This is a genomic window from Kosakonia sp. H7A (genome assembly GCF_003028445.1).
Lineage (GTDB): Bacteria > Pseudomonadota > Gammaproteobacteria > Enterobacterales > Enterobacteriaceae > Kosakonia > Kosakonia radicincitans.
On sequence record NZ_PYTZ01000008.1, the window covers coordinates 231,696 to 253,544 of the forward strand.

General features: G+C 56.5%; 18 protein-coding genes. 14 read left to right on the forward strand and 4 right to left on the reverse strand.

What is annotated here, in order from left to right:
• Positions 1-4 precede the first annotated feature (4 nt).
• The 6 genes from fliN (at position 5) to CWM66_RS22680 (ending at position 3,298) form a co-directional block, all read left to right on the forward strand.
• Entirely contained in the window at positions 5-409 is a 405-nt protein-coding gene (gene fliN / locus CWM66_RS22655) for a flagellar motor switch protein FliN (protein WP_007370668.1), read from the forward strand.
• A complete protein-coding gene (gene fliO / locus CWM66_RS22660) occupies positions 409-804 on the forward strand; it encodes a flagellar biosynthetic protein FliO (protein ID WP_007370669.1) in 396 nt (131 codons plus the stop codon). Before fliN ends, fliO begins: the two co-directional genes overlap by 1 nt.
• Before the next feature lie 101 nt (positions 805-905).
• Positions 906-1,562 (forward strand): flagellar type III secretion system pore protein FliP, encoded by a 657-nt coding sequence (fliP, locus tag CWM66_RS22665; protein WP_369878938.1) that lies wholly within the window; start codon positions 906-908, stop codon positions 1,560-1,562.
• Positions 1,563-1,575: 13 nt separating this feature from the next.
• Positions 1,576-1,842 (forward strand): flagellar biosynthesis protein FliQ, encoded by a 267-nt coding sequence (gene fliQ / locus CWM66_RS22670; protein WP_035942105.1) that lies wholly within the window; start codon positions 1,576-1,578, stop codon positions 1,840-1,842.
• A 2-nt stretch (positions 1,843-1,844) separates the two neighbouring features.
• The gene (gene fliR / locus CWM66_RS22675) at positions 1,845-2,624 is read left to right on the forward strand and encodes a flagellar biosynthetic protein FliR (RefSeq protein WP_071921240.1); all 780 of its coding nucleotides are present in this window, start codon (positions 1,845-1,847) and stop codon (positions 2,622-2,624) included.
• An 80-nt stretch (positions 2,625-2,704) separates the two neighbouring features.
• A complete protein-coding gene (locus CWM66_RS22680) occupies positions 2,705-3,298 on the forward strand; it encodes a helix-turn-helix transcriptional regulator (protein WP_007370673.1) in 594 nt (197 codons plus the stop codon).
• A gap of 98 nt (positions 3,299-3,396) precedes the next feature.
• On the opposite strand, the gene flhC is transcribed toward CWM66_RS22680, so the two are convergent.
• From flhC to CWM66_RS22695, 3 genes are all read right to left on the reverse strand, one after another.
• Complete coding sequence (gene flhC, locus CWM66_RS22685; protein WP_035888464.1) at positions 3,397-3,939, reverse strand: flagellar transcriptional regulator FlhC; 543 nt, start codon at positions 3,937-3,939, stop codon at positions 3,397-3,399.
• A gap of 11 nt (positions 3,940-3,950) precedes the next feature.
• Complete coding sequence (flhD, locus tag CWM66_RS22690; RefSeq protein ID WP_107147325.1) at positions 3,951-4,292, reverse strand: flagellar transcriptional regulator FlhD; 342 nt, start codon at positions 4,290-4,292, stop codon at positions 3,951-3,953.
• A 534-nt stretch (positions 4,293-4,826) separates the two neighbouring features.
• Complete coding sequence (locus tag CWM66_RS22695; protein WP_107147326.1) at positions 4,827-8,456, reverse strand: carbohydrate-binding protein; 3,630 nt, start codon at positions 8,454-8,456, stop codon at positions 4,827-4,829.
• A gap of 382 nt (positions 8,457-8,838) precedes the next feature.
• On the opposite strand from CWM66_RS22695, the gene CWM66_RS22700 reads away from it, so the two are divergent.
• From CWM66_RS22700 to CWM66_RS29130, 5 genes are read left to right on the forward strand one after another with little or no spacing between them, the layout of a single operon-like run.
• A complete protein-coding gene (locus tag CWM66_RS22700) occupies positions 8,839-10,080 on the forward strand; it encodes an MdtA/MuxA family multidrug efflux RND transporter periplasmic adaptor subunit (protein ID WP_072439221.1) in 1,242 nt (413 codons plus the stop codon).
• Positions 10,077-13,274: an efflux RND transporter permease subunit gene (locus CWM66_RS22705; protein ID WP_035888308.1), complete on the forward strand. Its 3,198-nt coding sequence runs from the start codon at positions 10,077-10,079 to the stop codon at positions 13,272-13,274. The genes CWM66_RS22700 and CWM66_RS22705 overlap by 4 nt, the downstream gene beginning before the upstream one ends.
• The gene (locus tag CWM66_RS22710; RefSeq protein WP_090398481.1) at positions 13,271-16,372 is read left to right on the forward strand and encodes a multidrug efflux RND transporter permease subunit; all 3,102 of its coding nucleotides are present in this window, start codon (positions 13,271-13,273) and stop codon (positions 16,370-16,372) included. Before CWM66_RS22705 ends, CWM66_RS22710 begins: the two co-directional genes overlap by 4 nt.
• Positions 16,373-16,381: 9 nt before the next feature.
• Positions 16,382-17,773: an efflux transporter outer membrane subunit gene (locus CWM66_RS22715; protein WP_035888467.1), complete on the forward strand. Its 1,392-nt coding sequence runs from the start codon at positions 16,382-16,384 to the stop codon at positions 17,771-17,773.
• A 37-nt stretch (positions 17,774-17,810) separates the two neighbouring features.
• Positions 17,811-17,969, forward strand: coding sequence for a hypothetical protein (locus CWM66_RS29130; protein WP_007370685.1), 159 nt, complete (start codon positions 17,811-17,813; stop codon positions 17,967-17,969).
• 44 nt (positions 17,970-18,013) lie between these two features.
• Here the strand turns inward: CWM66_RS29130 and CWM66_RS22720 are convergent, their stop codons facing one another.
• Positions 18,014-18,919: a LysR family transcriptional regulator gene (locus tag CWM66_RS22720; protein ID WP_007370686.1), complete on the reverse strand. Its 906-nt coding sequence runs from the start codon at positions 18,917-18,919 to the stop codon at positions 18,014-18,016.
• 139 nt (positions 18,920-19,058) lie between these two features.
• Here CWM66_RS22720 and speB (CWM66_RS22725) point away from each other — a divergent pair, with 139 nt between their 5' ends.
• From speB (CWM66_RS22725) to CWM66_RS22735, 3 genes are read left to right on the forward strand one after another with little or no spacing between them, the layout of a single operon-like run.
• Positions 19,059-20,024 carry an agmatinase gene (gene speB, locus CWM66_RS22725; RefSeq protein ID WP_090398475.1) on the forward strand — a complete coding sequence of 322 codons (966 nt, stop codon included), beginning with the start codon at positions 19,059-19,061 and terminating at the stop codon, positions 20,022-20,024.
• Entirely contained in the window at positions 20,021-21,007 is a 987-nt protein-coding gene (gene speB / locus CWM66_RS22730; RefSeq protein WP_090398473.1) for an agmatinase, read from the forward strand. The genes speB (CWM66_RS22725) and speB (CWM66_RS22730) overlap by 4 nt, the downstream gene beginning before the upstream one ends.
• On the forward strand, positions 21,004-21,816 hold the full coding sequence (locus CWM66_RS22735) for an ABC transporter substrate-binding protein (protein WP_007370689.1): 813 nt from the start codon (positions 21,004-21,006) through the stop codon (positions 21,814-21,816). The genes speB (CWM66_RS22730) and CWM66_RS22735 overlap by 4 nt, the downstream gene beginning before the upstream one ends.
• The last annotated feature ends 33 nt before the right edge of the window (positions 21,817-21,849 follow it).

The window sequence follows — 21,849 nt, forward strand, 5'->3', positions numbered from 1 at the left end:
TCACATGAGCGATATTGAACAATCTGCTGGTGCAAAAAAATCATCACTTGACGATCTTTGGGGCGACGCGATGAGTGAACAGTTGACCGCAGAAAACGGTACGGCCATGCAATCTGCAGAAAAAGAAGATGTTGTGGTGAATTTTACTGACGATTTAAATCTGGTGCTTGATATCCCGGTGAAAATGACCGTGGAACTCGGGCGCACGAAAATGACAATTAAAGAGCTGTTAAGACTTAGCCCAGGTTCCATTGTTTCTCTGGAAGGCCTGGCGGGTGAGCCGCTCGATATTTTGATTAATGGTTATTTAATTGCTCAGGGCGAGGTGGTTGTCGTTTCCGATAAATTCGGGATTCGTATTACCGACATTATTACCCCTTCTGAGCGCATGCATCGGCTGAGCAGATAATGAATACCGGGACGCTGAATACTGTTGCGCCGCATACCACAGAAGCGGCGACCTTCCCGATTTCCATGGGAAATATCGTTGGCTCACTGGCGCTGGTGCTGGTGATGATTGTGGCGGTTGCGTGGATCCTCCGTCGCACTGGCGTGGTTTCTCGCGTCGCTAAAGGCCATAACCTGCTGGCAGTGAAACACAGCCAGAGTATCGGTTCGCGTGAGCGGCTGGTGGTGGTTGAGGTTGATGATAAATGGCTGTTGTTGGGGGTGACGCAACAAAGCATTACGCCTCTGATGACGATGGAAAAGCAGGAGAGCAGCACGGCCATGCCGGTGGTTTCTGATTTTCAGGCTTCTTTGCTCCGGTGTTTTAAACAGCGCGCCGCCAGGAGCCAGTCATGAAAAACGTCTCTCGTCTGACATCCAGAATGATTGGCCTCGGTGCCGTGCTGGCAGGGATCCTGCTGCCAGCGCACTTCGCCTGGGCGGCAAATAACGACATCATGCTTACCCATTCCGCGAATGGCGAAAGCTGGTCTCTGCCGGTGCAAACGCTGGTGTTAATGACCTCGCTGACGTTTTTACCTGCGGTGTTGCTGATGATGACCGGGTTCACCCGCATCGTGATTGTGCTCGGTCTGCTGCGCAACGCACTCGGCACTGCCAGTACGCCGCCTAACCAGGTGCTGCTGGGGCTGGCGCTGTTCCTGACTTTTTTCGTGATGTCGCCGGTTGCTAACCGCATCTATGACGAAGCCTGGTTGCCGCTGTCGCAGGACAAAATTTCCATGGAAGTGGCATTGCAGAAAGGGTCGCAGCCGCTGCGCGCCTTTATGCTCAAACAGACCCGTGAAACGGATTTAGCACTCTTTTCCCGTATTGCGAAAGCCGCTGAATTTAATACGCCAGAGGATGTTCCGATGAGCATTCTGGTGCCCGCGTTCGTGACCAGCGAACTGAAAACTGGCTTCCAGATTGGTTTCACAATGTTCATCCCGTTCCTGATTATCGATCTGGTGGTAGCAAGTATTTTGATGGCGCTGGGAATGATGATGGTTCCCCCGGCGACAATTTCTCTGCCGTTCAAGCTGATGTTGTTTGTGCTGGTGGATGGGTGGCAACTGATTATCGGTTCGCTGGCAGACAGTTTTTTCCGCTAAGTGAGAGAAGAGAATGACTCCGGAAAGTGTAATGTCGTTGGCGTTTCAGGCCACCAAAGTTGGGCTGCTGGTTGCTGCGCCTTTATTGTTAGCCGCACTGGCTGCGGGTCTGATTGTCAGTATTTTGCAGGCGTCGACACAGATCAACGAAATGACCCTGTCGTTTATTCCCAAGATCCTGACGATTATTGTGGTGCTGATTGCCTGTGGGCCGTGGATGCTGGCGACGCTGGTGGATTATATGCACGGTTTGTTTAGCTCGCTTGCCAGCCTTCGTTAACAATGCTTACGCTCTCTCTGGCCAGCCTGTATCCGTATGTAAATCATTACTTTTGGCCGTGCCTGCGCATTCTCGCGCTCCTGGGCACCGCGCCGATTTTCAGTGAAAAACAGATCAATGCGCGCATCAAAATTGCGCTGGCGCTGGTTTCAACCTTCTTAATTGCGCCGCAGTTACCCGATACAGGCATTGCGATTGCCTCGCTGGATGGCCTGATGGCTGGTTGCCAGCAACTGATCATCGGCATCGCGATTGGCTTCTCCGTACAGTTGATTTTTGTCGCGGTACGTCACGCCGGTGAGTTGGTCGGTATGCAAATGGGGCTGTCGATGGCGATGGTCTACGACCCGAGCGGCGGTACCAATATGCCGGTGGTGGCCCGCCTGCTGAACCTGTGCGTGACGCTGCTGTTCCTCGTTTTCAATGGTCACCTCTATCTGCTGGAAGTGGTGGCGAGCAGCTTCAATGCGTTCCCGGTCAGTGCCGCGCCGATGGGCGCTAAGGGAATGATGGAGATCGTCCGCGAGGGTCGCATGATCTTTCAGTACGGTTTTATGCTCGGTCTGCCGGTCATTACTTTGCTGCTGTGCCTCAACCTCACGCTGGGGTTGCTGAACCGTCTGACACCGCAACTTTCTATTTTTATCGTCGGTTTTCCCGTCTCGCTGACTGTCGGCATGGTCGCCATGTCGCTGGTGATGTACACGCTTGCCCCCTTTTTTGAAAACATGATGGCGGGCATTTTCGACACTCTTTTCATCATTCTGAAAGGGTTCGGTTAACACACGCAGGAACAATGAGCCCTGCGTTTTTTTGACAACCTGCGTTCACATGAGGTGACGTAAAAACAGGCCCGGGAGCTATGAACGGAAAATTATCATTAGCAGCTGCACATGTGTTGGTTCACAGTGGGGATATTTTTGCTGCATCAGGTCTTATCAAGTTAATTAAACTCTATCGACCCAGTTTGAAGGTCTACCATATTCGCCGCGCGGAGGAGATGCGTCAGGTGAAAAATAACAGACTACGGCTGGTGGTAGGGATTGCGACAGATGCAACCAACGTCGGGGATATGTCGCATCTGTTTGATAATATGCGCAAGGAAAATGCAAATTTACCCTGTGTGTTATTAGGGGATAGCGGTAATTCACTCTTGTCCGCATTATTTCCGGAGATTCCGGTAATGGGACTGAATGCATCAATGACGGAAATCTTTGAGTTTCTGGCAAGCCACCTGGCGAGAAAAAACAGGCTTCCTCAACGCAGAACCACTACTACGCCGCTGCTTACGCTGCGTCAGCGCGAAGTGCTTCGTATGCTGGCCTGTGGCGCGAGCGCGCAGCAGGTTTCTGACTCTCTGGGGATCAGCCTGAAAACGGCTTATGTTCACCGACGTGATATTCTGATGCGCCTGAATATTTGTCCTACCTATTATCGCGGTATGTTTACCGAATAACGATAAAACGCGACGGCCTCGCATTTTCAGGATTTTCCTGAATATGCGAGGCCGCCGAAAACGTTTCAAGCACGGTATTAATATTTATCCCGACAAACTCACGCAGAAGCTGACTGATTTAATCTGTCGCTTTTTTTCATGGCCCGCGATGGCGGAACACATAAGCTACAGGTAAAACCGTTAAACATATGTTCTGGCGTGGTGATAAATTTCCCTTTGCATTCGCTGCATTCGGTCTGTTTTATCATGCCGTTATCAATAAACCGTAAGAGTGTCCACGCCCGCGTGAGATCCAGTACCGGCTTTTCCTCTGCATCCGCTAAACCTTGCGCCAGATAAATACGGTATGCTTTCAGCATCAGTTCTACCGGGCGACCAGATACAGATTTTTTGATGAAACAATAAATATTATAAAAAATAGAAGAATGAATATTCTGTTCCCAGGCCATATACCAGTCCGCAGAGAACGGCAACATACCTTTTGAGGGTGAACAGCCTTTCAGTTCTTTATAAAGTTTCAACAGCTTGCGACGACTGAGGCCAGTTTCGCTCTCCAGAACCTGCATTCTGGCGCCAAAAGTAATTAACTCAATGGCGATTTGCGCGTCCCTGATTTCAGACATAATGCTTTTATCACACATCATGTCATCCCTCATGCGGCTTTGCTTTCGTTGTCTTCAGAAAGCAAATTGCTCGATAAAATAATGCCAGTATGAAAACGCTGAAGCGCATCGATACGGGATTCTTTTGTCAAACAAGCAATCAGTGCTTCGTCATCAATACGCAGTCGGCTAATTAACTGACCGGTTGATGACAATTTAATGAACTGCGGAAGAGATAACCCCTTGATGGTTTCCATCGTGGTTTCGTTCAACCCAAGGTGAAAACCTGCCGCAATGTTATCTTCGCGAATCAGACGCTGTGCCAGTAACAGATAGGACAGGTTCAGATCCTCAATAGACTGCATTTGCTCATTCATATTTTGTTCGTGCATGTGTTTGCTCCTGAGAACAACATGTCAACAATCTGTTAACGATGTTTTTCTTAATTTAATAAAAGCGAGCAACCACTTATTTCGACAATAAAAAACAAATAACAATTTAATAATAAATGAACTTCATACTACGGCGCATCATAGTGCGCTTATTGAGTAGTTTCTTAAGGGAGTATTCTTAAGACGAAAATAAGGATACACAAAAGAAAGTCGGCTAACAATACAATTGAAAGTAAAAAAGTAGGCATTTCGTTAGTTTAAATAGATGGTGGCGGCAGTTTTCTTCTCTTTTTCAACAGGATGCATTTATTTGGTGAATATTCTTGATATTAATAATTTAGCGGCGCTAAATGATAAGGAAATACATTCTTATCTATTTGATGTGTTTGCGTAAATGAAGTTACAGGATAAATGTTAATGAATTTTAATAGGCTGTTACTTATTGGCTGAATATAAATTCAGATGTTGCGCGGTATTAACAAAATGCATAAAAAAGGCGATGACGGATATCATCGCCTTTGATAACCAGATGACTTAGTTAGAGAGTTTCCACGCCATTCCCCAGTTCAGACCGACGCCCGGCTCATAATGCAGCTGAGAAAACTCACCGGCCTGAGAACACCAGCCTGCAACAACGCACTCAAAGTTTTTGCCTTTGTGCGTCACCACATCACCGGCTTTATACGCGGTGCCGAAGGCCCACTGCGGATAGCCGCCGTCATCATTGCTGGCCTGCGCCGCAACGGTGATGGTCTTCGTCAGCACGCGGGATTGCGTTCCGGCTTTCACCGTGACATTCACCGCCAGGGTTTGCGGCTGGCTGGTTTTGGCGACGGTAAAGCGCTGGGACGCGAGGCCATTGCTGCCGCCCTGCGCGCCTGCTGGCAGCGACCAGTTATAGGTTGGCGCGCTGGTTGCTGCTTGTGCGGAGGTGACGTTGCCGTTGAAGGTTACGCTGTCGCCGTTATCCGTGGAGGAGAGCGCCATTTGCAGCGCGTTAATAAACGCGGCATCGGTGTTCGGCACCTCTTTCGCCGGAACGGTGATGGTCTTCGTCAGCACGCGGGATTGCGTTCCGGCTTTCACCGTGACATTCACCGCCAGGGTTTGCGGCTGGCTGGTTTTGGCGACGGTAAAACGCTGGGACGCGAGGCCGTTGCTGCCGCCCTGCGCACCTGCTGGCAGCGACCAGTTATAGGTCGGCGCGCTGGTTGCAGCTTGTGCGGAAGTAACGTTGCCGTTGAAGGTCACGCTGTCGCCGTTATCGGTAGTGGAGAACGCCATTTGCAGCGCGTTAATAAACGCGGCGTCGTTGTTCTGCACGGTTTCACCGGTCACTTTGATCGTGTGTGTCGCGGTGGCGGTACGGGTGCCCTGCGCGGTGTTGGTGGCGGTCACTTCAGCCACATAGTCACCTGCTGTCAGCCCAGACTGGATCTGGCCGCTCTGATCGATGCCGTTGCGGACCACCTGGCCGCCCTTCAGCAGACGCCAGGCATAGCCTGCCTGCTCGAAGTTCGCCTGGGTATACAGTTTCGCCGGGCTGGTGGTATCCATGCTTTTCACACCGGCAATGACGACTGCCGGTTTCGCCACCACGATGACCACTTCTGTGGAAGTGGCTTTGCCATTGCTGTTGGTGGCCGTCACCTGGAAGCGCGCCTGAGTGTCGCCCACATTCGCCGGTACAGAGATGATGGTACGGTCGCTGGTGCTACCGCCGAGGCGAATGTTGCTGTTACCGGAAATGAATTTCCACTCCCAGGCGACGTTGGTCTGATCGCTGCTGGCAACAACCGGGTAGCTCCAGGCCATATTGCTGGCAACGGTGTTGATAATGCGACGATCGACGTTGAGGACCGGTGCTTTGTCGTTTTCGCCGTCGTTGCTGGTCAGCGCCGGAACGGTAAGCGTCTGCGCCAGCACGCGGGATTCGGTACCGGCGTTCACCGTGACGTTCACCGTCAGCGTTTGCGGCTGGCTGGTTTTGGTGATGGTGAAACGCTGGGAAGGCAGGCCGTCAGTGCTGCCCTGTGCGCCCGCTGGCAGCGCCCAGTGATAAGACGGCGTGCTGGTCGCCGCTTGTGTGGAAGTGACGTTGCCGTTGAAGGTCACGCTGCGTTCGTTATCGGTGGCGGAAATCGCCATCTGCAATGCCTGAATGAAGGCGGCATCGTTGTTCTGTACCGCTTCACCGGTCACATTAATGCTGTGGCGGGTGGTGGCTGTGCGCGTGCCCTGCGCGGTATTGGTGGCCGTCACTTCTGCCATATAGTTGCCCGCAGGCAGACCGGCTTTGATCTGGCCGTTCTGATCGATGCCGCCAGTCACTGGCTGGCCATTTTTCAGCAACTGCCAGGCATAGCTTGCCTGCTCAAAGTTTGCCTGAGCGAACATTCTGGCCGGGCTGTTGGTGTCCATGCTGTCCACGCCGACGATAACCACCGTCGGTTGTGTAACAACGATCGTGACGTCGGTGGTGGAGGATTTACCGCTGCCGTTGGTCGCCGTCACCTGGAAACGCGCCTGAGTATCGCCCACGTTGCCCGGGACGATAATCGAGGTGCTGTCGCTGCTGGTATTGCTCAGGCGGATGCTGCTGTCGCCGGAAATGAATTTCCACTCCCAGGAGACGTTGGCCTGATCGCTGCTGGCGGTCACCGGATAGCTCCAGTTTGTGCTGGTGGCAACGGTATTGATGGTGGCGCGATCGACGCTGATAACCGGCGCTTCATCGGAGATGACTTCGCCGTCCAGCTCAAGGATCTTCTCGACCGCTCTGCCCATATCCGGTTGGGTACCGATAAGCGTGGAGGTATTACCCGCAAGCGGAGTGCCCGTGTCATGAATGATGTCTCGCATCTGGCGTGGGGTAACGGTTTTGCCGTGCGCTTTGGCGATACTGGAGAGGCTGGCAACGGCCCCGGCGATAATCGGGTTAGCCGACGAGGTGCCGTTGAACTGCCAGGTATAGGTTTCGTTGACATTCGGTCTGGCGAGATCGCCATAGCCGGTACTGGTGACATATAAACCCCAGCTTGCGCTGGTGACACGGCTGCCGTAGTTACTGAAGCTGGCGCGCATGCTGTCTACCGGGTTGATTGCGCCCGCAAGAATGGCGCCGGAATCGCGTTTTTTGAGATCGAAAAGGCCGCCGAAGGCGCTGTTATCGAGGTCAATATTGCCATTGGCAGCGGCTTCAATCACGTGTACGCCTTTGTCGGTCAGCGCTTTCAGCACATCAAAGTACGCCTGCTGGCTTTCGAGCGGCAGAGCGCACACGTCGGCACAGCCAACCTGCTGACCACCGGCAATCTCAAAACCAATCTGCACCACGTCCCCGGCTTGCAGACGCGGAATGGCGTTATAGAGTTGATCGCTGCCCGCTGCGGCGTACGCCATGCGCGTATTCCAGGCCAGGCCCTTCACGCCCGCACCGATATCCGTCGCTGCCATGATGCCCACCGATGCGGTGTCATGGTCCGTCATCGCCTGGTTGTTATTCGGTGTACCCAGAATAAAGGCCGCTTTGGGCAGGTTAATATGGTTCTGGTTCCACATGCCCAGCTCATGGGACAAGATCGTGACGTTGGCACCCTCATGACCTTCAAACTGATTTACGCTGTCGCGGTTCACGCCGCCGAGGCTGTAGGAGGGGGAAGAGTCATGTGGTCCTTTGGTGTAATACTGCAACGAGCGATAATCGATAACTTTCAGTTGCTTCGCGGCGCGCCCTGTCTTTACCGCATCTTCGTGCGGTATCAGTTCCGCTTCCGGATAAACCACTTCAACGTTGGCATTTTGTTTTAGCTCTTCGACGATGCCGTTGATATACGCGATATCACGTTTGCGTTCGTCCGGAATGGCAATGCGCAGGTAGCGGTCAAAACCGTACTTCGCATCCAGCGCCTGCAACTCACTTATTTCTGTCCCGCGTGCGGTGGCGTGCTTAAATGCCGCGTTAACGCTAAGAGACGAATCGCCGAGCGCTAACAGCGCGGGCAGTTGCTGACGAGTGAGGCCGGAGGCGGCCTTCATTTTGACCATAATGGCCGGGTAAGTATTGCCTTTCCAAGCGATCTGAATAACCGGAATATTTTCCGCCAGCGCAGAGAAAGAGGGGAGTACTGCGCAGATCAGTAACGCCAATGATTTAATTTTCATTGCTCAAATTGTCCATAAATTATGTTTTCCCGATGCGGGAGTATTATTCGGAGGGGATAAACGTCTGAATATGGGAAATAGCTTCGATAGTGGTAGGGTTATGGAGCTGCGGGTAAAGAATCTGTCGACCCGGCTGAGATATTTTTATTTGTCTGTGAGAGCATTCTGTATTTTTGTCAGGGGCATGAAAAGAACTGTTTAATATTATTAAATTTGATTTATTTCCTTGGTGTTATTTATTTGAATTATATTGAAATAAATTGAAATATCGCCAAAGTAATTATCTTCATAATTTCATGTGAGTTTAACCGGGCATAACCGGCGACAGGTTTTTCCCTGGCCGGGTAGCAGCGACTTTTTTCCCGTCCACCAGAAGAATTCAATGAAAACGAACGTATCCCCGAGCAATGGCTCCCGCTGGCTCAAATGGCTAATAGTGTTGATTTTGGTGTTGATTGCAGCCGGTGTGGTGTGGCGTCTGCTGCCTGTGGGGAAAGGGCCCGGCGGTGATTTCCCTCCAGGCGGTGGGCCGCACGGGCACGGAGGATCTGGTGGTCCGATGGCGAGGCTGGGTGCCGGAACCACGCTGGTGCATAGCGGTACAGCAAGCGCGGCGGATGTGCCGGTCTACCTGAATGCGCTTGGCACCGTGATCCCCAACGCGTCGGTCACTGTCACCAGCCGGGTGGACGGGCAACTGGAAAACGTGTTCTTCACCGAAGGGCAAAAAGTGGAAGCCGGGCAGTTGCTGGCGCAGATCGATCCGCGCACTTACCAGGCAACGCTGAAACAGTACCAGGGCGAATTAAGCGAAAACAAAGCGTTGCTGCAAAGCGCAGAGCTGACGCTGGCGCGTTATCGCAAGCTGTATGCGCAGGACTCGCTGGCGCGCCAGGATCTGGATTCGCAAATCGCCACCGTCGGCCAGTATCGCGGTGCGGTGGCGTCCGACGAGGCGCAGATCGCCAGCGCGCAACTGAACATTGAGTACGCGCGTATTACCGCGCCGGTCAGCGGGCGCGTCGGCCTGCGGCTGGTCGATCCGGGCAATATGGTGCAAAGCTCCAGCACCACCGGGCTGGTGATCATTACCCAGATGCAGCCTGCGGCGGTGACCTTCAGCGTGCCGCAAAGCTATATTCCTGAACTGACGAAAACGCTGCACGCCGGCCAGACGTTACCTGCGACCGCTTTCGATGCCGACAACAACAGCGTGCTGGACGAGGGCGCGGTGAAATTCATCAGCAACCAGATCGACACCAGCACCGGCACGGTTACCCTGAAAGCGCTGTTCCCCAATCAGAACGAAGCGCTGTACGCCAACCAGTTTGTCAATCTGCGCTTGCAGACCCGCGTGCTGAAACAGGCCACGGTAGTGCCATCGCAGGCGCTGCAACTGAGCAGCGATGGTACCTTTGTCTGGCTGATCAACAAAGACAATACCGTTACCCGCAAAGCGGTGACGACCGGCCCGGCCTGGCAGAATAACCTGCAAGTGGTGCTCACCGGCGTTGCGCCGGGCGACAGGCTGGTAACCGAAGGGATCGATCGTCTTAGCGCGGGCAGCAAAGTGTCGGTCGTGGATGAAAGCCCGGCGAAAACGGCGGCGGCCAGCGCGAAATGAACCCGTCACGTCTGTTTATTCAACGTCCGGTTGCCACCATTCTGTTAATGGTCGGCGTGCTGATCAGCGGTATTTTCGCCTACCGTTTTCTCTCCACCTCGGCGCTGCCGCAGGTTGATTACCCGACGATTCAGGTGACGACGCTTTATCCTGGCGCCAGCCCGGATGTGATGGCCTCGTCCGTCACTTCGCCGCTGGAGCGCCAGCTTGGGCAGATGGCGGGGCTCAGCCAGATGACCTCCTCCAGTTCCGGCGGTTCGTCGATCATCACCCTGAAGTTCTCGCTCGATCTGTCGCTGGACGTTGCAGAGCAGGAAGTGCAGGCGGCCATCAACGCCGCCAACAATTTGCTGCCGAGCGACCTGCCGAACCCGCCGACCTACAAAAAGGTGAACCCGGCGGATAACGCCGTCATCACGCTGGCGGCCAGCTCGGACACCTTACCGCTGACCAGCGTGCAGGATCTGGTCAACACCCGCGTGGCGCTGAAATTGTCGCAGATTTCCGGCGTCGGTATGGTGACGCTGGCGGGCGGCCATCAACCGGCGATTCGCGTGCAGATGGACCCGAAAGCGCTGGCGGCGCACGGCCTGACGCTGGAAGACGTCAATACGCTGATCGGCGACAGCAACGTCAACGGCTCGAAAGGGGGTTTTGACGGCCAGTACCATTCGGTCACCATCGATGCCAACGACCAACTGCGTACGGCGCAGGAGTACGGCAATCTGATTCTGACGTATCAGAACGGCGCCGCGCTGCGTCTGAAAGACATTGCCCATATTGAGCAGGGGCCGGAAAACAGCTTCCAGTCGGCGTGGGCCAATAACAGCCCGGCGATTGTCATCAGCGTGCAGCGCCAGCCCGGCGCGAATGTGATTCAGGTGGTGGACAGCATCAAAGCGCGCCTGCCGCAGCTTCAGGCGGCGCTGCCGGATGGCGTGAAGATGAGCATTCTGTCGGATCGCACACAGACCATTCGCGACTCCATCAGCGATGTGCAGTTTGAGTTGATGCTGTCGATCGCGCTGGTGGTGATGGTGACCTTCCTGTTTCTGCGCAGCGTGGCGGCAACGCTCATTCCGAGCATCGCGGTGCCGCTGTCGCTGGTGGGCACGTTTGGCGTGATGTATCTCGCCGGTTTCAGTCTCAATAACCTGTCGCTGATGGCGCTGACCATCGCCACCGGTTTCGTCATTGACGATGCGATTGTGGTGGTGGAGAACATTTCCCGTCGGCTGGAGGAGGGCGAAACGCCGATGCAGGCGGCGCTGAAAGGCTCGCAGCAGATTGGCTTTACCATCATCTCGCTGACCTTTTCGCTGATTGCGGTGCTGATCCCGCTGCTGTTTATGGGCGATGTGGTCGGGCGGCTGTTCCGCGAATTCGCCATTACGCTGGCGGTTTCGATCCTCGTTTCGATGCTGGTGTCGCTGACCCTGACGCCGATGCTTTGCGCTTATCTGCTGCGGCATATTCCGCCGGAACAGCAGTCGCGTTTTTCCCGCAAGGGCGGGGAACTGTTTGATCGGTTAATTCATTACTACGACCGTCTGCTGACCGTGGTGCTTAACCATCGCAAGTTAACGCTGCTGGTGGCGCTGGCAACCTTTGCGCTGACCGCCGTGCTCTATATCGCCATTCCGAAAAGCTTTTTCCCGGTGCAGGATACCGGGCTGATTCAGGGCGTGACCATTGCCTCGCAGGACGTATCGTTCAATGAAATGGCGAAGCGTCAGCAGGCGCTGGCGAACGTGATTTTGCAGAATCCGTCGGTGGAGAGCCTCTCTTCAACGATTGGGATTGATGGCAACAATACCAGCCTCAACAGCGGACGGTTGCAGATCAACCTGAAACCGTTCGCTGAGCGCAGCGATAAAGCGCCGGTGGTGATCAAACAGTTGCAGCAGGCGGCGCAGCAGGTGGTGGGTATTCAGCTCTACCTGCAACAGGCGCAGGATCTGACGGTCAACGACCAGGTGACACCCAGCCAGTATCAGTTCACCCTTGACGATGCCGACAGCGAAAATCTGCTCACCTGGGTGCCGAAGATGGTGGCGGCGTTGCAAAAACGCCCGGAATTTAACGGCGTGGTCAGCAACCTGCAATCGCAGGGGCGCGTGGCGTATGTTTCGCTGGATCGCGATAAAGCCTCCCGCTTTGGCATTACCGCTTCCGATGTGGATACGGCGCTGTATAACGCTTTTGGTCAGCGGCTGGTTTCGACCATTTTTACCCAGTCGAACCAGTATCGCGTGGTGCTGGAAGTCGCGCCGCAGTATCAGCAATCACCGGCCTCTTTTGATGATGTCTGGTTGCAACCGTCGACCAGCAGTGCCTCTTCGTCATCAGACAGCAGCTCGACCAGCACCTCGTCGTCCAGCAGCTCAACCAGCAGTAGCTCGACCAGTACGACCTCAACCAGCACCAGCGGTATGGTTCGCCTGACCTCCATTGCCACCATCCATCAGCGCACCGGTTCGCTGATGCATATGCGCCTGAACCAGTTCCCGGCGGCGATGATTTCGTTCAATCTGAATGACGGCTATTCGCTGGGGGACGGGCAAAAAGCAATTGCTGCGGTGAGCGAGCAGTTGCAGTTGCCTTCCAGCATGACCCTGCGCTACCAGGGGGAAACCGACGCCTTCCAGAGCGCTACCAGCAATACGCTGTGGCTGATCCTCGCGGCGCTGCTCACCATGTATGTGGTGCTCGGCATCCTGTATGAAAGTTTTATCCATCCGGTGACCATCCTCTCCACGTTGCCATCGGCGGCGGTGGGTGGTTTGCTGTCGCTGATGCTGGCCGGATCCGATTTCAGCCTGATTGCGCTGATCGGCGTGATCCTGCTGATCGGCATCGTGAAAAAGAACGCCATTATGATGATCGACTTTGCGCTGGAGGCCGAATACAAGCAGCGGCTCAGCCCGCGCGAGGCGATTCATCAGGCGTGTTTATTGCGCTTTCGACCGATCATGATGACCACCATGGCGGCGCTGCTTGGCGCGCTGCCGCTGATGTTGGCTTCCGGTTCGGGCGCGGAACTGCGCCAGCCGCTGGGGCTGGTGATTGTTGGCGGGCTGGTGGTCAGCCAGATGTTGACGCTGTTTACCACGCCGGTGATCTATTTGTTGTTTGATGACCTTGCCACGCGCGGTAGCCGCTGGATAAAACGTCGGCAGCAGGCGAAATCATGAACCTGACGCGTCTGTTTATCTTCCGCCCGGTCGCCACGCTGCTGATCACGCTGGCTATCCTGCTGCTGGGTAGCCTTGGATACCGGCTGTTGCCGGTCGCGCCGCTGCCGCAGGTCGATTTCCCGACCATTATGGTCAGCGCCAGCCTCGCCGGTGCCAGCCCGGAAACCATGGCGGCCACCGTTGCCACGCCGCTGGAGCGATCGCTTGGGCAGATCGCCGGTATTACCGAGATGACCTCCAGCAGCTCTCAGGGTTCGGCGAGCATTGTTTTGCAGTTCGATCTCGACCGCGATATCAACGGCGCCGCCCGTGACGTGCAGGCGGCAATTAATGCCGCGCGCAGCCTGCTGCCGAGCAGCATGGAGTCGCTGCCGACGTACCGCAAAGCCAACCCGTCTGATGCGCCGATCGTGATGCTGGCGCTGACTTCTGCGACGCGCTCGCCGGGCGAACTCTACGATCTGGCGGAAAGCAAAATTGAGCAGGCCATTGGGCAGGTGAAAGGCGTCGGGGAAGTGTCATTGATGGGCAGCGCCTTGCCCGCGGTGCGCATCGATCTGCAACCGCAGCGCCTGACGCAGTACGGCATTTCGCTCGACACCGTGCGCAAGGCTGTCGCCAACAGTACCTCCAATCTGCCGAAAGGCATGTTGCAGGGCGACACGCAATCCTGGGTGGTGGATGGCAACGGCCAGCTCGACAAAGCCGCGCAGTACCGCTCGTTGATCATTACCTATCAGAATGGCAAAGCGCTGCGCCTGAGCGATGTCGCCAACGTCTATGACTCGATCGAAGATAAATACCAGGCCGGTTTCCTCAATGGCAGCCCGTCGGTGATGCTGGGCATCAAGCGCCAGGCGGGCGCGAATATGCTGGAGACTATCGATGCGGTGAAAGCGCAGCTTCCGCAGCTTGAGAAAGATCTGCCCGCAGATACGCAGCTCAAAGTGGTGGTCGACCGTTCAGGTACGGTGCGCGAATCGCTGTATGACACCGAAGAGACATTGCTGATCGCCGTGCTGCTGGTGATCGCGGTGGTGTTTGTTTTTCTGCGCAATGCGCAGGCGGTGCTGATCCCGGCGCTGGCGCTGCCGGTGTCGCTGATTGGCACCTGCGCGGTGATGTATCTGCTCGGCTACAGCCTTGATAACCTCTCATTGATGGCGCTGATTATCTCCACCGGCTTTGTGGTTGATGACGCCATTGTGGTGCTGGAGAACATTGCCCGCCATATCGAAGAGGGGCTTAGCCCGTTACGTGCGGCCCTGCGCGGCGCGCGCGAGGTCAGTTTCACCGTACTGTCGATGACTGTTTCGCTGGTGGCGGTGTTTATTCCTATCCTGCTGATGGGCGGCATTATTGGCCGGCTGTTCCGCGAATTCGCCGTGACGCTCAGCGTGGCGCTGCTGATTTCGATGTTCGTCTCCCTCAGCCTGACGCCAATGTTGTGCTCGCGGTTGCTGAAAGCCAAACCCGCCGTCAATGAACGTCGTCATCCGCTGTACCAGTGGATTGAAAATCAGCTCAACCGCCTGCTGGCGGCCTACTCGCGGCGGCTGACGTGGGTGATGGAGCACCAGAAAGTGGTGATGTTAAGCCTGCTGCTCACCGTCATACTCAACGTGTTTCTCTACAGCGTGGTGCAGAAAGGTTTCTTCCCGGATCAGGACACCGGGCTGCTGATGGGCGCAGTGCGTGCCGATCAGAATATCTCCTTCCAGGCGATGGAGCCGAAAGTGCAGATGTTCACCAAACTGATCGAGGCCGATCCGGCGGTGGACAGCGTAATGTCATCGATGGGCAGCGGCATGTTCGGTTCGCGCAACAGCGCCAACTTCTTTGTCCGGCTGAAGGATTTTAGCCAGCGCGACGCCACCGCGACTGAAATCGCCAACCGGCTGAGCAGGCGAACCAGCCACGTGCCCGGTGCGCAAATGTTCCTGATGGCGGCGCAGGATCTGCACATTGGCGGGCGCAGCGCCAACGCCAGCTACCAGTACAGCCTGCAGGCTGACGATCTCGATTTACTGCGCGAGTGGACGCCAAAAGTACAGGCGGCACTGGCGGCGATCCCGCAACTGAACAGCGTGGATTCCGACTCGCAAACCGGCGGCCAGGAAGTGGTGTTGCAGATCGACCGCGATCGCGCCAGCCGCCTCGGCGTCAACGTCAGCATGCTCGATACCCTGCTGAATAACGCGTTCAGCCAGCGGCAGATCGCCACTCTGTATCACACGCTGAATCAGTACCATGTGGTGATGACGCTCGCCGATAACTACACCCGCGATCCGGCGATATTGCAGGAGCTGTTTGTGATTAATGACGATGGCGACCGCGTGCCGCTGGCGGCATTTGTCTCGATTGTCAGCGGGAATGCGCCGCTGTCGGTGGCGCACCAGGGGCAGTCGGCGACCAGTACGGTAGCCTTTAACCTTAACGATGGCGTCTCGCTGGAGCAGGCGCAGAGCCTGATTAAAACCGCGATGGCGAAAATCGGTTTACCCGCATCGATTCAGGCCGGGTTCCAGGGCACGGCGAAAGCCTATGAGGAACTGGCGGCCACTATGCCGTGGCTGATCGTCGCTGCGCTGGCGGCGATCTATATCGTGTTGGGCATGCTGTACGAGAGCTACATCCATCCGCTGACGATCCTCTCCACGCTGCCGTCGGCAGGCGTTGGCGCGCTGCTGCTGTTACTGCTCAGCAATACCCAACTGACGGTGATCGCCCTGATCGGCATCATCCTGCTGATTGGCATCGTCAAGAAGAACGCCATCATGATGATCGACTTCGCGCTGGACGCCGAAAGGCGGCTGGGGATGACGCCGCAGCAGGCGATCGTGCAGGCCTGCCTGATGCGCTTTCGCCCGATCATGATGACCACTCTTGCCGCCTTTTTTGGTGCCTTGCCGCTGGCACTGGGCAGCGGCGGTGATGCCGATTTACGCAGCCCGCTGGGGCTGGCGATTGCCGGTGGTCTGGCGCTCAGCCAGCTACTGACGCTGTTTACGACGCCGGTGGTTTACCTCTGGCTCGATACGCTTAGCCGCGCGACCCGCCGTCAGTGGCGTCGTCTGCGCCATGCAGGATCCTGATTGATGAAAATGTCGTTACGTCTGACTCCGGTCATCTTATTGCTGCTTGGCGGCTGTACCGTCGGCCCGGACTATCAGCGCCCGTCGATGGCGCTGCCGGTTCACTACAAAGAGGCGCGCGGCTGGCAGCAGGCAACGCCGCAGGATAGCGCAAGCAAAGGCGAGTGGTGGGCGGTTTACCGCGATCCGCAACTCGATGCGCTGCTGCGCCAGGTGAGCCTCTCCAACCAGAATGTCGCCAGTTACGCCGCGCTGTATCGCCAGGCGCTGGCGCTGGCGGCGCAGTCGCGCGCCGGGCTATACCCTTCCGTCAGTTATGACGCCAGTACCACCCGCAGCAGCAGCCATAGCGACGGGCAGCGCAGCACCGGCAATGCGCACCAGGCGGAACTCAGCGCCAGCTGGGAACTGGATCTATGGGGAAAACAGCGGCGCACGCTGGAAGAGAACCGCGCCAGCGCCGAAGCCAGCGCGGCTGAGCTGGCAAACATGACGCTGAGTGCGCAATCCGAACTGGCGCAGGACTATTTCGAACTGCGGGTGATGGACGAAAAAATCGCCCTCTACCAGCGCAGCGTTGCCGCTTATGAGCGCTATCTGACGGTCATCAACAATAAATATCAGGCTGGAAGCGAATCGCGCGGCACGCTGGCGCAGGCGCAAATGCAACTGGAAAGCGCCCGCTCGACTGCGCAGGACTACCAGTGGCAACGCGCGCAACTGGAGCATGCCATCGCCATTCTGCTGGGTAAAGCACCTGCCGATTTCAGCCTGCCGGTGGCAAAACTCAGCGCCACGATGCCCGCCATTCCGCAAACCTTGCCCGCCGGGCTGTTGCAGCGCCGGCCGGACATTGCCGAAGCAGAACGTAACGTCGCTGCGGCCAATGCGGCGATTGGCGTGGCGGTGGCCGGTTACTATCCGGATCTGAGTTTAAGCGCCAGCGGCGGCGTCAGCGCCTCTGCCATTCAGAGCCTGTTCTCGCTGCCGAACCGCGTCTGGTCGTTGGGGCCATCGCTGAGCGGGACGCTGCTTGATTTCGGCGCGACGTCTGCCGAAGTCGATCAGGCGCGCGCGGCGTATGACAGCAAAGTCGCGACCTACCGGCAAACGGTGCTGTCGGCGTTGCAGGAAGTGGAAGACGGGCTGGTGGAGCTGAATACCCTGCAAGGGGAAATTGCCGCGCAGCAGCGCGCTTCCGATGCCGCGCAGGAATCCGCGCGCGTAACCCGCAACCAGTATGAAGCCGGGATGATTGATTACCTCGACGTGGCCACTACCGAAAACAGCAGCCTGAGCGAGCAGCAGAGCCTGCTGTCGCTACAGAGCACGCAGTGGGTGGCGAGCGTCGAATTGATTGCCGCGCTTGGCGGCGGCTGGCATGCCAGCCAGTCCGAGTAATGTTTTGTTTTACCTGTGATGTCCCTGAGGAGTGGATATGAAAAAAGTAGTTTTTGCCGTGCTGATGTTAGCCAGCGCCTGCGCGCTGACCGGTTGTATTGGCCCCTGGGGACCGTGGGGACCCGGCGGTGGTGGCCCTGGCGGTGGCGGTCACGGCGGCGGTGGTGGTATGTATCAGGGGCCGGGAATGCGGTAATAAACGAACAAAAGGCGCAGGACGCGCCTTTTGTTTTGGCATTGCTAACGCCGCGTTTTCCACGATTTCGACGCGCTGCGCAGTAAATCGCGCAGCGTGCGGATCAGGATCTCTTTGCTGCGCCCGCGGCGGAAGATCAGGGAAAACGGCGCCTGGTAGCCGTAATCGGTCGGCAGCAGGGCGCGCAGGCGTTGCTGCTGCACCCACGGCAGCGCATAGTGTTCTGGTAAATAACCGATGTATTTTCCGGACAGGATCAGCATCAACTGCGCTTCCATACTCTCCACGCTGGCCACGCTCTGCTTAAAGCCTTTTTTCCCCAAATCCGCCGCGCTCCAGTAGCTGCGGGTCACCATGCGCATCTGCGAAATATGTGCGACGGTCGGATGGCGCACGCCGAATAATTCGTGCTGATCGCTGCAATATAACCAGTGTTGCTCGCGGTACAGCGGATGCGAAACCACGCTGTTTCCCTGTAATGAAAAGGTGCCGACGGCGATATCCAGTTCATTATTTAAAATGCCGTGTAGCAGGGCGTTCGGGTTTTTGATTTGCAGATTCAGATGCACAAGCGGAAAGAGATCGCTGAACTGCCCAATTGCATCGGTGATCGGCAACATCGGGTCGGTAATGGTCGAGTCAATGACGCCAAGGTTGAGCGTCCCGCCCTGTTCGCCGCGCAGCGAGGCGGTGTAGCGCTCAAAGTTTTCCAGCGTATTCAGTAGCGTCATGCTTTGCTGCAAATACGCTTCGCCTTTCGGCGTGAGTGCAAAACCTCCCCGCCCCCGGCGGCACAGCACAAAACCCAGCTTCTCTTCCAGTTCGCTCATGTAATTACTGATGGCCGATACCGTCAGGTTGAGATCCTGTTGCGCGCTGGCAAAGCCCTGATGTTTCGCCACGGTGACGAAAATATGCATTAACCGCAGATTGGGAAATTTTGCAGCCATGACAGTCGATTGCCCTCTTTTTCGCGCGTAATTAGTTTTCACTTTTCTAAACTAATTTTTTGTATTTTGCTATTTTTTCGCCGTTTCCCCCCGGGCACTATCTTCGCAACACACCCTGTATTGCGAGGAGCGAGTCAGCATGGAAACTCTTTTTCACCAGCCGCAGAGCGGTAACGACATGCCCCGTTTCGCCGGACGCAGCACCATGATGCGTCTGCCGTATTGCGATAGCCCGGCCGGGCTGGATGTGGCGTTTGTCGGCATTCCACTGGATGTCGGTACGTCGCAGCGGGCCGGTACCCGCTATGGCCCGCGCCATATCCGCAGCGAATCGGTGATGATTCGCCCGTACAACATGGCGACCGGCGCTGCGCCGTTTGAGTCATTGCAGGTGGGGGACATTGGCGATGTGCCGATCAATACCTACAGCCTGCTGAAGTCTGTCGATCTTATCGAAGCGTTTTATAGCGAACTCAATGCGTGGCCGGTGATCCCGCTGACGCTCGGCGGCGATCACACCCTGACGTTGCCGATCCTGCGCGCGCTCGCCAAAAAACATGGCCCGGTCGGGCTGATTCATGTGGATGCCCACACCGACACCAACGACGAGATGTTTGGCGAGAAGATTGCCCACGGCACCACCTTCCGCCGGGCGGTGGAAGAGGGGCTGCTGGACTGCAAACGCGTGGTGCAGATTGGCCAGCGTGCGCAGGGCTATGCCAGCGGCGATTTCCAGTGGGGCGTGGAGCAGGGATTTCGACTGATCCCGGTAGAAGCGTGCTGGCATAAAAGCCTGACGCCGCTGATGGCAGAGATCCGCGAAATGCTCGGCGACGGGCCGGTCTACCTTTCCTATGACATTGACAGCATCGATCCCGCCTGGGCGCCAGGCACCGGCACGCCGGAAGTCGGCGGGCTGAGCGCGATTCAGGCGCTGGAGATTGTACGTGGCTGCCGCGGCTTGAACCTGATTGGCGGCGATTTGGTGGAGGTCTCTCCGCCTTACGATATCAGCGGGATCACGGCGCAGCTTGGCGCCAACCTGCTGTACGAAATGTTGTGTGTGTTGCCCGGTGTTCATTATCAGGGGGAAAAACGTCTGTGAATCATTCAACGCCAGTGGATTACCCGCAGCCGCAAAGCGGCGAAATTCCGCGCTACAGCGGGCTGCCGACCTTTTTTCGCCTGCCGTTTGGCGCGCAAATTGCATCGCTCGATATCGGCGTGGTTGGCGTGCCGTGGGATGGTGGCACCACCAACCGGGCGGGAACCCGGCACGGCCCGCGTGAATTACGCAATGCCTCCAGCCTGGTACGGCGGGTGCATCCGGTGACTTTTCAGTCGCCGTATGACCAGGCCCGCGTCGGTGATTTGGGGGATGTGCCGGTCAACCCGGTAGATGTGCAGGACACGCTGGTGCTGATCGAGGCCTGGTACCGCGCGCTGCATGAGCAAAAGGTGATGCCGTTGACCGCCGGTGGCGATCACCTGACGACGCTACCCATTTTACGGGCGTTAGGGCGTGAGCAGCCGCTGGGAATGATCCATTTTGATGCACATTCCGATACTAACGACACCTATTTCGGCGGCGAGCGCTTTACCCACGGCACACCGTTTCGCCGCGCGGTGGAAGAGGGCGTGCTGGATCCGAAACGCACCGTGCAGATTGGCATTCGCGGCGCGTTGTTCAGCGAAAAAGATCATCGCTGGGCCGAAGACAACGGCATCACGGTGATTCGCATGGAGCAGGTAGTCGAAGAGGGCATGGCAGCAGTCATGGCGCGGGCCAGAGCCATTGTGGGTCAGCAGCCGACCTATGTGAGTTTTGATATTGATGTGCTGGATCCGGTGTACGCGCCGGGAACCGGAACGCCGGAAATCGGCGGGCTGACCTCGCTACAGGGGCAGCAAGGGATCCGTTTATTACAGGGGTTAAATCTGGTGGGAGCCGACGTGGTGGAAGTCTCGCCACCGTTTGATCAGGGCAATCTGACCAGCCTGACCGGTGCCACCATGATGTTTGAACTACTTTGCCAGCTTGCTGATGCGCATCATCGGCGGCGGCTTTCTACAGGAGCAGGGGAATGAAAAAAATGAAAATGTTACGTGGGCTTTGCGCCGCAGCGGCGCTGATGGCGGGCATGTCGGCGGCCAGCGCCGCAGACGGCATTCTGACGCCCGGAGAACTGAAAGTCGGGCTGGAAGTGGCCTATCCGCCGTTTGAATCCTGGCAGGATAATAAAATTGTTGGTTTTGATGCTGAGCTGGCACAGCTCCTTAGCGATCAAATGGGCCTGAAACTGCAACTGGCCGACACCAAATTCGCCGGGTTGATCCTCGGGCTGAACGCCAATCGTCACGACACGGTGATTTCCGCGCTGTACATCACCGAAGGGCGCATCGCGCAGGCCGACGCCATTCCTTATGCCGATACCGGGGCCTACATTATGGTGCGCAGCGACAGCAAGGTCGCACCAAAAACCGAACAGGATCTGTGCGGCTTAACCGTCGGTTTGCAGCAGGGCACTTCATGGGTGACCAAACTGCGTGATCTGTCGGAAAACTACTGTAAAGCAAACGGTAAAGAACGCATCACCGTGAAAGAGTTCCCCACTGCGCCGGAGACGTTGCAGGCTCTGCTTTCCGGCAATGTGCAGGCGCAGGTGGATATTGCTGGCGCGGTGAGTATGTTCGCTGAGCGCAGCAATGGCCGCGTCAAAATCACCTCGCCGCAGACCATTTATCCGCAGACGCTGGGGATTTATGTGAAGAAAGGCAACACCGCGCTGAAAACCGAAATTACCGCCGCGCTGAACGCCCTGCGTGAAAACGGTAAATACGCCGCGCTGCTGCAGAAATACGCCCGTTATGGCATCACCGAAACCCAGGCGCGTTGATAGCGCCTGGCCTCACCAGATAAGGGAGCGGCA

Bases quoted from the DNA above. Each gene is read 5' to 3' on its own strand.
- fliO (WP_007370669.1), top strand. From the start codon at position 409: ATGAATACCGGGACGCTGAATACTGTTGCGCCGCATACCACAGAAGCG.
- CWM66_RS22695 (WP_107147326.1), bottom strand. From the start codon at position 8,456: ATGAAAATTAAATCATTGGCGTTACTGATCTGCGCAGTACTCCCCTCT.
- fliP (WP_369878938.1), top strand. From the start codon at position 906: ATGCTTACCCATTCCGCGAATGGCGAAAGCTGGTCTCTGCCGGTGCAA.
- CWM66_RS29130 (WP_007370685.1), top strand. From the start codon at position 17,811: ATGAAAAAAGTAGTTTTTGCCGTGCTGATGTTAGCCAGCGCCTGCGCG.
- fliR (WP_071921240.1), top strand. From the start codon at position 1,845: ATGCTTACGCTCTCTCTGGCCAGCCTGTATCCGTATGTAAATCATTAC.
- CWM66_RS22710 (WP_090398481.1), top strand. From the start codon at position 13,271: ATGAACCTGACGCGTCTGTTTATCTTCCGCCCGGTCGCCACGCTGCTG.
- CWM66_RS22700 (WP_072439221.1), top strand. From the start codon at position 8,839: ATGAAAACGAACGTATCCCCGAGCAATGGCTCCCGCTGGCTCAAATGG.
- CWM66_RS22720 (WP_007370686.1), bottom strand. From the start codon at position 18,919: ATGGCTGCAAAATTTCCCAATCTGCGGTTAATGCATATTTTCGTCACC.
- CWM66_RS22705 (WP_035888308.1), top strand. From the start codon at position 10,077: ATGAACCCGTCACGTCTGTTTATTCAACGTCCGGTTGCCACCATTCTG.
- speB (WP_090398475.1), top strand. From the start codon at position 19,059: ATGGAAACTCTTTTTCACCAGCCGCAGAGCGGTAACGACATGCCCCGT.
- flhC (WP_035888464.1), bottom strand. From the start codon at position 3,939: ATGTGTGATAAAAGCATTATGTCTGAAATCAGGGACGCGCAAATCGCC.
- fliQ (WP_035942105.1), top strand. From the start codon at position 1,576: ATGACTCCGGAAAGTGTAATGTCGTTGGCGTTTCAGGCCACCAAAGTT.
- CWM66_RS22715 (WP_035888467.1), top strand. From the start codon at position 16,382: ATGTCGTTACGTCTGACTCCGGTCATCTTATTGCTGCTTGGCGGCTGT.
- fliN (WP_007370668.1), top strand. From the start codon at position 5: ATGAGCGATATTGAACAATCTGCTGGTGCAAAAAAATCATCACTTGAC.
- CWM66_RS22680 (WP_007370673.1), top strand. From the start codon at position 2,705: ATGAACGGAAAATTATCATTAGCAGCTGCACATGTGTTGGTTCACAGT.
- flhD (WP_107147325.1), bottom strand. From the start codon at position 4,292: ATGCACGAACAAAATATGAATGAGCAAATGCAGTCTATTGAGGATCTG.
- CWM66_RS22735 (WP_007370689.1), top strand. From the start codon at position 21,004: ATGAAAAAAATGAAAATGTTACGTGGGCTTTGCGCCGCAGCGGCGCTG.